Here is a 12,473-nt window from a genome sequence, read left to right on the forward strand (position 1 = left end):
GGCGTCGTCCACCAGGGCGGCGCCCGTCCGTCGTTTCCTGGGGTGGCAGCCGCGGACGGTAGGGTGACGGCGTGTCAACCTTCACCTCGATCATCCGCCGCGTCGCGAACGCACTCCTGGGCCCCTCCACCCGCGCCGCCTCCAGTGCGGTGCGCACCGCGGGCCTCGCGACGCCACCGACCACCACCGCCGCTTCACCCGGACGCTCAGGCGGCACGGCGACGGTCGAGGTCGATCCGCGGGCGGTCGGCGCCGTGTCCATCGACTACGCCCCCGCCGTCGACGGCGATCCCGATCCCGGCGAGATCGTCTGGACCTGGGTGCCGTACGAGGAGCGCGACGGACGTGGCAAGGACCGTCCGGTGCTCATCGTGGCGCGCTCGACCGGAGGCTGGGTACTGGCGGTGCAGCTGACGAGCAAGGATCATTCGCAGGACGGTGAGTTCGTGCCGCTCGGCACCGGAGGATGGGACAGTGCCGGCCGTCCGAGTTGGGCGAACCTCGACCGCGTCTTCCGCGTGCACCCCGACGGGATGCGACGGGAGGCGACTCAGGTCCCGCGTGATCGCTTCGACCGCGTCGCCGCCGGGCTCCGTTCGCGGTACGGGTGGCGCTGACCGACCTGCGACCGGTCGCTCAGGCGTACCGGTCGCTCCGTCGCGGCGCTGCGTCCCACGGCGCCTGCCCGCGCTCCCAGGCGTCCGCGGACCGGGGAGTGGCCGGTGCGGCGGACCGTCGTCCACCCGGCACGGCACGCTCCGCCTCGGCGAGCGTCGCGAACCGACCGATCAACCGACGGTCCTCCGACCGCGGTGCCCAGGTGACGCAGCGGAAGTAGGCCGGTGCGCCGCTCGGCGCGAAGTACTTCACCAGACCGGCCGGCCGGTCGGGCACCTCCCGCATCACGATCCACTCGGCCTCGCCGATGCGGATCGGCGGGGAAGCGGGCCGATCGGACATGATTCGAACATATGTTCGAATGAGTGTTGTGTCAAGTCACACCGTGGCCGGGTGTGATCGACGGATCAGACGCTATCCGACGCGTTCGAGCGGCTCGACCGGAGCCGACCGTTCGATCTCGGCGACCCAGGCGTGTCGGGTCTCCGGATCCTTCCGGATCGACAGGAGCCGGTCCATATAGGGCTCGAGTGCCGTCACCTTGTCGAGCGGGGCCCCGATCACGAGCTGGAAGCCGAGCCGCAGCCAGGCGACCACCGCACGGCCGGCGAACTCCGAGTCCGCCTTGATGAAGCCCTCGTCGAGCAGCACAGGCGCGAACCTCGGACGCGGGCGGTCCTCGTCGCCGAGCTGGTAGCGCAGGGCAGCGCCGACGATGAACGCGACGAGCTCCTGGGTCTCGCCACCGCTCTTGTCGCCGAGCGAGGAGTAGACGCTGACATCCTGACCAGACGTGTCGTACCGCACGGCGGTGATCTCGACGTGACGGCGCACGTCGAGCACCTGGTCGCGGGTCGACTGGGACCCGGCACCCGTGTCGCGCATCGACTCCATGAACCGGCGGAGCCGCTGGAACCGGGCCTCCAACTCGTCATCGCCGAGGTTCGCGGTGACCTCGCTCGACAGGGCGCGCAGCTCGCGCCGGAAGGCGGAGGCCTCCTCGCGATGCACCCGGCGGAGGACGATCTTCAGACGATCGTGCGCCGGTCCGAACGGCAGGTCGCGCAGGATGTCGTTGACCGGGACCAGGCGGTCCTCGATCTCCTCGACGGCGCTGTCGAACGCGCTGCTGAGGGGGACCAGGTCCTCACCGCTCCACTGGGACAGCCGGCGGCGCCACTCCTGGCGGCGCTCGGGGAGACCGGTGCCGAGGATGCCGTCGAGGATCGCCCGGTAGTCGCCGTAGGACTCGAGCGTCGTGCCGAGGTTGGGGTCGTGCCAGATCGACTGGTACTGCTCGAACACGTGCACCTGTGCGAGCGCGGCCTGCTCCGCCTGGCGGACGGCCGAGGACAATTCGTCGCCGAGCCGGGCGCGGAGCCGCTTCATCGCATCGCCGAACCCGCCGAGTGACGGCACACCGCCCACCGCCGCGAGGGCGGCTTCGATCCGATCGATGTCGGAGGGGGAGACCTCCTCGACCTCGGAGCGCTCGAAACGGTCGATGACCGTCGTCGCCGCGTCCTGCTGATCGACGAGGACCCCGTGCTCCTCGTCGAGGCGTCTGACACGGTCCTCGGCCGGGAACCGCTCGGCGTTGGCGGCGTCGAGTTCACGTTGGGCGGCCGCCACCGAGCCCTGGAGCTCCTGCAGGACGTCACTGGCGTCGAGCAGACGCTCCAGCTCGGCCGCGGCTGCGTCGCGATGCGCAGCAGCACCGGCGACGTCGATCCTGGCCCACTCGGTGTCGAGACGATACCGGTGGGCGGCCCGCTCGGCCTCACGACGCGACAACCGCTGCTGGATGCCGGCCTGTCGGCCGGCGATGACTTCGAGGCGCCCACGGATCTCGGCCGTCTCCGCCTCGATCGAGGCGATCCGCGCCTCATTGGTGAAGCCGAGGATCGGTGCACCGCCCGTGTCGCCGTGGGAGCCGCGGCGGCCGTCACGCAGCTGGCCGTTCACGGTCACGCGGCGCCCGCCACCCGACAGTTCCGACGGTGACTCTACGCACCGCGCGTCGATCCGGTCCGAGCTCACGCGCTGCTCGATCCACGTGCTGAACGGCGAGGTGCGGTACGTGACACGGCCGGAGATGAACGCGGGGTCGCCTGCATCGGGAGAGGACGGCTCGCGCAGCGGGACACCCTCGAACTGCAGGCGGACCGGGATCCGGACCGCGTCGATCGCGCGGCCGAACGTGTCGAGGTGTTCCTCGTCGACGAGGACGGTCCTCGCGAGACCGTGCAGGGTGACCTCGATCGCGGGACGCCAAGCGGCATATGCGGGAGCGACGTCGATGAGCTCGGCCACGAAGGGCAGCTGTTCGGGATCGAGTCCGGCCGCCTCGGCGAGGGCGAGCCTCGCCCGGTGGAGTCGATCGGGGACCGCGCCGTCACGGCCGCGAAGCGATTGCAGCTCACGGCGGAGTTCGGTGTTGCGCTCCTCGAGGGGGAACGCTTCGCGATGCAGCTGGGCGCGATCGGTCTCGATGGCGTCGAGCGCGGCGTCGTCGTCGGCGAGGAAGTCCTCGCTGCGGCCGAGCGCACGCCGGAACGAGGCTTCGTCCTCGATCGGATCGTCGAGGATCTGGGTGCGCTCGTCGAACAGCGACCTGGCTCGTGCCACCTCGGCGTGCGTCGCCTCCGCGGCCTCACGGCGTTCCTCGGCACGCCGCAGCGCGCTCCCGCCCTGCTCCGACACCTGACGCTCGAGTTCACGGACACGGACACCCGCCGCAGCGGCTCGTGCCCGCGCCGCCTCCAGCGTGGCCCCGGCCTCGAGCTTCTCCCGCCGGTTCCTGGAGACCGCTTCATCGAGCAGTGCCTCGTGCGCGCGACTGCGCCAGACGGTGAACGGTGTCGTGCCGTCCTCGGTGAAGCCGAGGCGCTCGAGGTCGGCCGCCGCCCGGTGCCCGTCCTCGTATTCGCGACGCAGCTCACCGAGCCGCTCGAGCACCCGAGCCTTACGGCTCTCGGTCTCCATCGCGAGGTACGCCTCGTCGAGCGCCTCGAAGTGCGACAGCGCCCGGTCGGCCGCGTCGTACGTGCTCGGACGCTCCAGCACCATCGACTTGTACAGGCCGTCGACCGTCGGCAGGTGCTGTCCTGCCTGGATCCGGGCCAGCAGACGCATCGCCCGACCACCGTCGCCTCCGGCACCGATGCCGAGACGGGTGTGCAGGGTGTAGGACAGCTCCGCGTAGGTGTCACGGACGACGAATCCGGGGATGCGACCCTGGAGCTCACCGGCGTCGAACCGCTTCGGCACGAACGCCTCGAGGTCCGTGAGCTCGAACGGCCCATCGACGGTCGCCATCGTCATCGACAGGTCACCGGTGCGCAGCGCACGTCGGGGGACGAGGTAGGCGCGCACGACGGTGAAGCGACGGTCGTCGTCGTTGAGGAACGTCACCGCCACGGCACCCCAGGTGAGCTGATCCGTGCCGCGCAGGTTGATGTCGCGCATCGCCCCGGTCTGCGGGTCCCGTGCCGAGTCGACCTTGCCGCGGAGATACGTGAGCAGGTTGCGCTGGTCTGGATTCCGCGCCCGTCCGACCGCCGCGTCGTTGGAGGCTCCGTTGAACGGCACGTCCGACGGCATCATGACCGCGAGGTACGCGTCCATGAGCGAGCTCTTCCCGGTTCCGGAGGCGCCGGAGATGAGCGTCGCGCGGGAGGCGAAGTCGACCGATCGGTACCCGTCGAACCCACCCCAGTTGATGACCTGCATCCGTTCGATACGCCACTGCTCGACGAGGTCCAGCAGGGTGTCGGTGTCCGTGGAGCGGCTCATCGGTCGTCCTCTGCTGCTTGTGGCTGGATCTGGTCGTCGGCGGAGTCCTGCGACTCGGCTGCGGTGCCGTCGGGCTCGTCGTCCGAGTCCGAGTCCGCGTGGGCATCGGGTCGCGGCTGCTCCGAGGCCGGATCGACCGCTGCAGTCTGCGTTTCGAGCCACTCCAGGAGCTCCTGGAGGCGCTCGAGGGGGAGGAGCGTCTCCACGACCGACGCGATCCGGTGGCGGCGGGCGTCCCTGGTCCGCAGCAGGACCCGCGCGGTCAGCAGCTTGTCGATCGCGCGTTCGACGCGTCCGTCATCACGGGCGCGGTCGGTGGCGTGCTCGGGGCGGAAGCTCGCGACGAAGCCGAGCAGCTCGTCGTGTTCGACGATCGCGGCTCGTGCGCCGTTGGCCAGTTCGGTCCGGAGACGCGTCCGCAGGTAGACGAGCAGGATCGTCTCCTCGCGGCTGTAGCTGGTGTCGTGCAGCAGGGTCGGGAAGGGACGCCGCCCGCTCTCCGAGCCCGCCTGACGCTTGAAGGCGACCTCGGCCGAGCGGTCCACCTCGAGCTCCAGGAACAGCTCGTTGAGGCGGGACCGGAGCAGCGACTCGGACTCGAGGACCGTCCGCCACTCGGCCGGCTGGAGCGCGGGGCTGACGTAGCGGTGCTTCAGCAGAGCGACCAGCGCACGACGTTGAGCGGCGTCGAGGCGTCCCTCGTCCCCTTCGAAGAGGGCGAACGAGTCGTCGTCCGGGCCGGCGACCGGCGCCTCGGCGGGTGCGAAGGCGTCGAGTCCGTCCGTCGTCAGGTCGTCCGACGTCGGGTCGGTCGTCGCCGTCGCGGTGGGATCCGTCTCGGAGGTCATGTCATTCCGTTCCGCGCCCGGCCTGGTCGGCCGGAGCAGTGGTCGTGGTCGTCGTGGCCCGCGTCAGCGCTGCGACACCGGCCTCACCGAGCGGGAAGGCCGGGAGTTCGAACGCGGTGGTCGTCCCATCCGGACGGACCGTCTCGTAGCGACGGCGCGGTGCCTGCTCGTCATACGTGCCCAGCTGGGTCATGAGGTGGACGAGGCCGAACAGCTCCACCGGTCGTCGGAGTTCCGGATCGAGCCCGGAGAACGCCACATGGGCGTCCTCGGCACCGGAGGTCACCGCATCGAGGAGTCCGGCCCGGAGCTCGTCGAGGAGCGGGCCGCCCTGCGATCGGAGGGTGTCGAGCGACATCACCGCGCCGTCGGTCCGTTCGACGGCCGTCGCGATCGGCGGCGGAGCGACCTCGACGTCCGGATCGTAGAACCGCTCGCGCAGGTGCTCGATGTCGATGGTCTCCGGGAGGAGCGGCAGGTCGACGGTGGCGCGTGGTCCCGCGGTCCGCATCCAGATGCCGAGGCGCTGGTTCAGTGCTCGCAGGGTCGTGTCGAGTTCGCGGTCCTGCACGACGTCGTGATGCACGATGTGGTCGCGGAGCGTCGCGGTGAGCCGCCGACGCTGCGCGAGGACGTCGTCGATCCCCTGTCGGATGATCCCGACGGCACCCCGGAAGCCACGGAGCTCCGCGGGCCCGAGCCTGGCGGAGAAGGGGTGGTCGAGGATCGTGGAGAGGTCGCGCTTGAGGTCCTGGAGCAGATCGTCGTTGCGGAGGAGCTCGAAAGCGCCCTCGAAGGCCCGACCCTCGGCCGTCGCCGTCATCAGCTCGTCGGTGCGCCGGAGGTAGTCGTCGAGGATCTCGCCGATCGGACGGGTGTCGTTCCGGAAGTCCTCGACGATCCGCCGGTGCATCGCGATGACCGACTCCTCGACCCGGCGGAAGTCGCTCGGGAGCTGGCGGATGAGGTCGGCGATGTTGGCGTAGCCGTCCTGCATCCGGTCGTCGCTCGCCGCGACGACGGTGCCGCCGGCCGCCACCCGTTCGCGTTCCGCCTGGAGCTCGGCGAGCTGCGCGTCGATGCGACGCAGATGCTCGTCACGGTCCGGGTCGGCCTGCAGCGCCCATCGGCGCACGGAGTCGAGGATCATGGTCAGGCGCGACTCACTGATGAGGGCGCGGTCGTGTGCGAGGCCGTCGACGAGCGAGACCGCTTCGAGCGCGTGCGAGGTGAGCGAGTACTGCTCCTCGCCGTCGTCGGTGCTCGTCCGGACGAGCCACTGGTCGTGCACCCACTCCCGGCAAAGGGTCCGTCCGCCACCGCGTTCGTCGCCGCCCGCCGGGATCCGCGCACCGCGAGCCACGAGTTCGCCGAGGTACTCCTCGACCTGCAGATGGAAGCGGTCCGCTGCGACGAACTGGACGTCGCGGCCGAACGTGGTGCGGAAGATCGCCACGACAGCGGGTGCCGTCGGCCGGCTCAGGAGCCGGATCGCAGGACGCTCCAGCGCGTCCCGGACGCGGCCGAACTCTCCGTCGATCTCTCCCACTGCACTCCTCGATCGTCCGGGCACACGAACACCCCGAGGCCACCGCAGCTGCCAGATTATCAGCGCACCGCACCCGTGGTGAGCCACGCCGGGCATCGACGGTCCCGATCCGCCCGGGCCCGGTCCGGCCGCTGTCAAGGTCCAGGGGCTGGCCGGGTGGTCCGGTTACGGTGAGGACATGGGAACAGAGCGATGCCCCGAGGTCCTGCGAGGAGACGGTTGAGCCGCGCGAACGGGGATCGTCGGTGATCCGTTCGACGCTGCGGACCCTCGGGTGGTGGGCGCGCGACTACACCTACGCACTCGTCTGGCAGGTCCGGGCCTTCGTCAGCCGCACCGACCCGCACGACTTCCTGTCCGGCGACCGGTCACCGATCGTCGTCCTTCCGGGCGTCTACGAGACCTGGCGGTTCCTCGAGCCGCTCATCCGCCGACTCCACGACGACGGACACCCGGTACACGTGATCGACCCGCTCGGACGCAACGACCGCTCTGTCCCGGTGGCGGCACGACTCGTCGCCGACTACCTCGAGGCGAACGGGCTCGGCGACGTCGTCCTCCTCGCGCACAGCAAGGGCGGGCTCGTCGGCAAGTACGTCATGTCGCTCGGCGGCGGTGGAGCCCGGATCGCCGGGATGCTCGCCGTCGCGGCGCCGTTCGCCGGATCGCGGTACGCGAGGCTCATGCTCCTCCCGAGCCTGCGCATCTTCACCCCCGACGACCCGACGATCCTCGCGCTCTCCCGAGAGGCGACCGTCAATCCGCGGATCGTCTCGGTCTACGGGCGCTTCGATCCGCACATCCCGGGCGGCAGTCGACTCGACGGCGCCAAGAACGTGGAACTCGACACCGGCGGACACTTCCGGATCCTCGCCCACCCGCGGGTGTTCGCTGAGGCACAGCTGCTGGCGGATGGGCGAGACGCATGACGGTCGAGACGCTCGAGACCGCGGCCTACCCGCTCGTGACCGTGGACGTGGTCGTTCCGGTGAAGGACGACGCCGCGCTCCTGCGCCGCTGTCTGCGCTCACTGCGCGCGCAGCACACCGGACCCGCATCGATCATCGTCGTCGACAACGGCAGCCGCGATCGCGCCGAGGTCGAGGCCATCGCGGAGCGGTACGACGCGGTCCTCATCGATGAGCCGATGCCCGGCATCCCCGCGGCGAACGCAGCCGGCTTCGACCACGCGACCGCGACGGTCGTGGCGAGACTCGACGCGGACTGCGTGCCGCCACCGGACTGGGTGACCAGGATCACCGAGGCGTTCGCGACCGATCCGGAGCTTGCGGCACTCACCGGGCCCGCCGTCTTCATCGACGGTCCGCGCCTGCTCCGTGCACCGCTCGCCGGCCTCTACCTCGGGGCGTACCGGCTCTTCGTCGGAGCCGCCCTCGCCCAGGTCCCGATCTTCGGGTCCAACTGTGCGATCCGGCGCGCGACGTGGGACCAGATCGCCGAGACGGTGCACCGCGAGGATGCGGAGCTGCACGACGATCTGGACGTGTCGACACACCTGGGTCTCCACCGACGCGTGCGCTACGACCGGTCGCTCGGGATGGGGATCTCGATGCGCCCGTTCACCGATGCCGGTTCGCTCGCCCTCCGGATGCGTCGGGGCTGGACCACCTTGCGTGTGCACTGGCCCGAGGAGCTGCCCGCCGTCCGATGGTTCCATCGCAGCCGCCGCCTGCGCGCCGTCCTCCCCGATGCGACGAGCGCGCCGCGGACAGTGCCCTGGCGAGAGCGGAGCCGGCTGGTACGCGCCGTCCGGCTCTGGCGGACGCGCCGACCGGCGACGTTCCGGGAGAAGGTCCGGTACAAGATGCTCCGCGACCGTCGTCCGCTGATCGTCACCTTTGCGGACAAGGCCGCCGTACGAAATCTCGTCGCTTCGCGCATCGGCCAGCACGTCCTCCCGCGCGTGTACGGGATCCTCGACGATCCGCGTGAGTTGCGGGACCTGGAGCTCCCGGGGTCCTACGTCGTCAAGCCGACTCACGGCAGCGGGGCGGCGATCGTCGTCTCGTCGTCCGCCCGCCCCGACGCCCGTCTGCCGACCGACGCGGGGAGCTGGGAGTACCGGCATGTCCGACCGGAGACGGTTGATCGCGATCGACTCGTCGAACTCGCGAGCGGCTGGGTGTCTCAGTTGTACGGTCAGGGACCGAACCGCGAGTGGGTGTACGGACGGGTGCCGCGCAGGATCATCGTCGAGGAACTGCTGGAGGGACCGGACGGCGGGATCCCCGACGACCTCAAGTTCTTCGTCTTCCACGGGCGCTGCCGGTACATCCAGCTCGACGCCGGCAGGTTCGGACGCCGGACCCAGGACTTCTTCCTCCCGGATTGGCGGCACCTGCCACTCAGCGGTGGGCCCGCGTGGGCCGACCCGGAACCGTCGGCGCCCGAACGGCTCGACGAGATGATCGACCTGGCCGAGCGCCTGGCCGCTGGCACCGACTTCGTCCGCGTGGACCTGTACGACCTCGGCGACCGCATCGTGTTCGGCGAGCTGACGAGCTACCCCGCCGGTGGCGAGAGTCCGTTCGACCCGGAGCGGTACAACGCGGAGTTCGGTTCCTGGTGGACGGTGCCGAGGCGATACCGGTGAGTGACGTCCCGCGTGGTCCACGACGGCAGCGCTGGCTCGTGGCCGCGACCGAGTATGCGGGGCTCACGAGCTACACGGGCGGGATCGGACGGCACTACGCCGCGCTCCTTCCCGCCCTCGTCCGCTCGGGAGTCGAGATCGACCTCGTCGTGTGCTCGGACGACGAGCTGCCCGTCGGCGCGGACATCGACGGCGTCCGTCTCATCGACGCCGTACGGCACGGCAGTCGATCACCACGCGTCCTCAGGATGCTCCTCGGCGCCCGAACCGTCCGCCGGGTGTTCCGACGCGGTTCGTACGATCGGATCTTCCTGCCCGAGTGGAGCGCCCTCGGATCGGCGCTGCCGCGTTCGACGCCCCTCGTGACGAACCTCGCCACGAGCATTCGTCTCTCCAACCTCGTCTCGGGACTCCGCCTCAGTGACCTGCCGGTCGCAGGGCGCATCGCGGTGATCGTCCAGGACGCGCTCGAGACCCGACAGATCCGACGGTCTGCTGCGCTCGTCGCGATCTCGACCGCGATGCTCGCGCGCACGAAGGACCTGCTCGGCGCCCTGCCGCCGGCCGCCGTCGTGCGCAACTGCATCGACGTCGACGCCGTCCGCGTTGCCGCGTCGACCGCCGGGCTGCCGGCTCAGTGGCCGACCGGGGCGGAACCGGTCGTGCTCTTCCTCGGCCGGCTCGAGCGGCGGAAGGGTGTCGTGGAGGCGTTTCAGGCCTTCGCGTTGCTCGTCCGGCAGAAGCCCGATGCCCGACTCGTCCTCGCCGGTTCCAGCGGTGACCGGCGGTTCGAACCGGACCTGACGGCGCTGCTGTCCATCCTGCCCGAGTCGGTACGGGACCGGGTCGTGTGGCTCGGGCATGTGGCGGGAGCGGAGCTCTATCGGGCCGTCGGAGCTGCGACGGTGGTCATGTGCCCCTCGCGCTGGGAGGGGTTCGGCAACGTCGCGCTCGAGGTGAAGACGATCGGGACCCCGCTGGTCGTCACCACCGAGAGCGGGTACGACGACTTCTGCACGGACGGCGTCGACTGTCTCATGGTGCCGCCGGGAGACCACGGAGCCCTCACGGGAGCACTACGAGAGGTGCTGGACGCCCCGTCGGACGCCCTGACGCGGGCCGCGACCGCACGTGCGTCCGTCGATCGTTACGCGCCGGAGCCTGTCGCCGCGGCGCTGGTGGCCGCAGTCGACGGACTGCTCGGGCCGGTCGGCTGAACCCGGACCCAGTCGTCGCCGATCCGTCGGACTGCACCAGCCTGAGCGAACGCCTCCAGCCAACCGGTCATCGGCCAGGTTCCCCACCGGTCGGCGAACCGCGCGCCGTTCCGGAGGATGTCGTCGAAGTGCTGCCAGGGCGGGCGCTGCGTCTCGTGGTGCTGGTGGTAGGCGTGCGCGCCTCCGACCCACACGAGGGGTGTCCGCGACGCGCTCAGGGTGAACGCGAAGTCGGTGTCCTCTCCGCCGTACCCTTCGTACCCCTCGTCGAAGCCTCCGCTCCGGGACCAGGTCGACGCACTCGTCGCGAAGGACAACGACCAGAACAGCGGGTACTCGTCCTCGGAGGCGACGCGCTCCGCGCCGTCGTCCGGGTTCGGTCTCGCCGCATGCGGTGCCGTCGCCGCCGCCAATGCGCGGCGGTCGGTGACGTCCACGCCTGGCTGCAGGTAGGTCACCGGGCCGCAGAGGACGGCGCCCGGGTGGCGATCGGACGCCTCACGGTATCGGTCGAGCAGGGCCGGCCCGGGGACGCAGTCCGCGTCGAGGAACACGATGAGGTCTGCACCACGGTCGATGGCGAGCGCTGCACCGGCGTTCCGGCCTGCCGCGAGACGGAGTCCGTCGGACCCCGGTGGAAGGTGGACCGTCAGCTCCGCGTCGAGGGTCGGGGGTGCGTCGTCGCCGATCCACACGACGAGTCGCTCCACCGCGTCGCCCGAGGTCGGTATGGACGCCCCGACGGCCTCGAGCTGCCGTTCGAGGTGTCCGAGTCGGGGGCGAGAGCACAGGGTCACGACAGACGTCCTCATCGCCCACCCCCTGCAGGATCGCCGGCCGCGACCGCTTCGATAGCCTCCGCTGCTCGTCGGGCGGCACCCGCAACCTGCCAACGAGACCAGTCGGGCCGGAGCTCCGAGGCCCGGTCGAGGATGCCCTTCCAGTCTGTGGCGTCTGGCCAGGACGACCGCACGACCGCCAGCTCGTTCGCCTCGAGTGCACGTGCGGTGGACACCTGCTCGTCGAAGGGGCGTTCCTGCGGGACCACGACCGCCGTGACGCCAGCCGCAGCGAGATCGGCGATCGCGTTCTGACCGGCCCATGACACCACCACCTCCGCCCGGCAGAGCGCGTCCCACGGGTCGTCGGTCCAGACGGACCCGGCACCGGCGCCGAGCGAGGTCCAGTCGCGACCGCTGGCGTGGGCGGCCTCCTCCACGGCTTCCTGCGACACCGAGGAGCCGCCGGCCCCGGCGAGGAGGAGCACCCCGCTGCGCCCGGCTTCGACGGCAGTCCGCTCGCGACCCTCGAAGCGACTGATACCGCCGGTGTACACCACCTTGTCCCGTACGGGATGGAGGTGCTCCAGCTGCAGCACACCGTGAGGCCATGGGGCGATGATCGTCGACGCCGCGCGGAAGGCGAGCGCGTGCGGTTCGTCGTCGCGGTGGCCCGGCTGTGCCATGACGACGGTGGGGACGCCGAGCAGGCGTGCGAGGAGCACCACCTCGACGGAGACGTCCACCACCATCGCGTCCATCTGCTGCTGCGCGAGGGCGGCGGCGATGGTCGCAAGACGAGCACGGTGACCGGCGTGACCGAGCGGCGCCCAGTGCAGCAGCCCCTCCGCGGTCGGATCGCAGTCGTCCGGGGGAGACGCACCTTCCGGCACGTCGTCATCCCGGTCGAGCACCACCCAGGAACAGTTCGAGGGGAGTCCCATCGGCGCCGGGAACGAGCTGAAGCAGACGATGTCGGCGTCGAGGTGGGGTGCGACGGCGAGCAGACGCGTCACGTGCCCCCGTCCGTGGTGATGCACGTACCAACCGATG

Annotated in this window: 10 protein-coding genes; 4 read left to right on the top strand and 6 right to left on the bottom strand. The window is 70.7% G+C overall.

All coding sequences use genetic code 11. From position 1 onward, the window contains the following. Nucleotides 1-71: 71 nt before the first annotated feature. A complete protein-coding gene (locus EAO79_RS13600) occupies nucleotides 72-617 on the top strand; it encodes a type II toxin-antitoxin system PemK/MazF family toxin (protein ID WP_241160884.1) in 546 nt (181 codons plus the stop codon). 19 nt (nucleotides 618-636) lie between these two features. Here the strand turns inward: EAO79_RS13600 and EAO79_RS13605 are convergent, their stop codons facing one another. The 4 genes from EAO79_RS13605 to EAO79_RS13620 all read right to left on the bottom strand — a co-directional run bounded on the left by EAO79_RS13605 (nucleotide 637) and on the right by EAO79_RS13620 (nucleotide 6,810). Continuing rightward, a complete protein-coding gene (locus tag EAO79_RS13605; RefSeq protein ID WP_124769316.1) occupies nucleotides 637-960 on the bottom strand; it encodes a hypothetical protein in 324 nt (107 codons plus the stop codon). 72 nt (nucleotides 961-1,032) lie between these two features. Beyond that, the gene (locus EAO79_RS13610; protein WP_124769317.1) at nucleotides 1,033-4,413 is read right to left on the bottom strand and encodes an ATP-binding protein; all 3,381 of its coding nucleotides are present in this window, start codon (nucleotides 4,411-4,413) and stop codon (nucleotides 1,033-1,035) included. Next, nucleotides 4,410-5,261, bottom strand: coding sequence for a DUF4194 domain-containing protein (locus EAO79_RS13615; protein WP_124769318.1), 852 nt, complete (start codon nucleotides 5,259-5,261; stop codon nucleotides 4,410-4,412). The genes EAO79_RS13610 and EAO79_RS13615 overlap by 4 nt, the downstream gene beginning before the upstream one ends. A 1-nt stretch (nucleotide 5,262) precedes the next feature. Next, nucleotides 5,263-6,810 carry a DUF3375 domain-containing protein gene (locus EAO79_RS13620; RefSeq protein WP_164486946.1) on the bottom strand — a complete coding sequence of 516 codons (1,548 nt, stop codon included), beginning with the start codon at nucleotides 6,808-6,810 and terminating at the stop codon, nucleotides 5,263-5,265. A gap of 248 nt (nucleotides 6,811-7,058) precedes the next feature. Here EAO79_RS13620 and EAO79_RS13625 point away from each other — a divergent pair, with 248 nt between their 5' ends. From EAO79_RS13625 to EAO79_RS13635, 3 genes are read left to right on the top strand one after another with little or no spacing between them, the layout of a single operon-like run. After that, nucleotides 7,059-7,739: a triacylglycerol lipase gene (locus EAO79_RS13625; RefSeq protein ID WP_079706308.1), complete on the top strand. Its 681-nt coding sequence runs from the start codon at nucleotides 7,059-7,061 to the stop codon at nucleotides 7,737-7,739. Further along, nucleotides 7,736-9,424: an ATP-grasp fold amidoligase family protein gene (locus tag EAO79_RS19415; RefSeq protein ID WP_241160886.1), complete on the top strand. Its 1,689-nt coding sequence runs from the start codon at nucleotides 7,736-7,738 to the stop codon at nucleotides 9,422-9,424. The genes EAO79_RS13625 and EAO79_RS19415 overlap by 4 nt, the downstream gene beginning before the upstream one ends. Continuing rightward, on the top strand, nucleotides 9,421-10,641 hold the full coding sequence (locus EAO79_RS13635; protein WP_164486947.1) for a glycosyltransferase family 4 protein: 1,221 nt from the start codon (nucleotides 9,421-9,423) through the stop codon (nucleotides 10,639-10,641). Before EAO79_RS19415 ends, EAO79_RS13635 begins: the two co-directional genes overlap by 4 nt. Here the strand turns inward: EAO79_RS13635 and EAO79_RS13640 are convergent. Then, a complete protein-coding gene (locus EAO79_RS13640; protein ID WP_206428238.1) occupies nucleotides 10,572-11,453 on the bottom strand; it encodes a glycosyltransferase family 2 protein in 882 nt (293 codons plus the stop codon). The two genes, EAO79_RS13635 and EAO79_RS13640, sit on opposite strands and share 70 nt — an antisense overlap. Further along, entirely contained in the window at nucleotides 11,450-12,436 is a 987-nt protein-coding gene (locus EAO79_RS13645; RefSeq protein WP_241160887.1) for a glycosyltransferase, read from the bottom strand. The genes EAO79_RS13640 and EAO79_RS13645 overlap by 4 nt, the downstream gene beginning before the upstream one ends. Between the last annotated feature and the right edge of the window lie 37 nt (nucleotides 12,437-12,473).

It is taken from the genome of Plantibacter sp. PA-3-X8 (genome assembly GCF_003856975.1).
Classification (GTDB): Bacteria; Actinomycetota; Actinomycetes; order Actinomycetales; family Microbacteriaceae; genus Plantibacter; species Plantibacter auratus.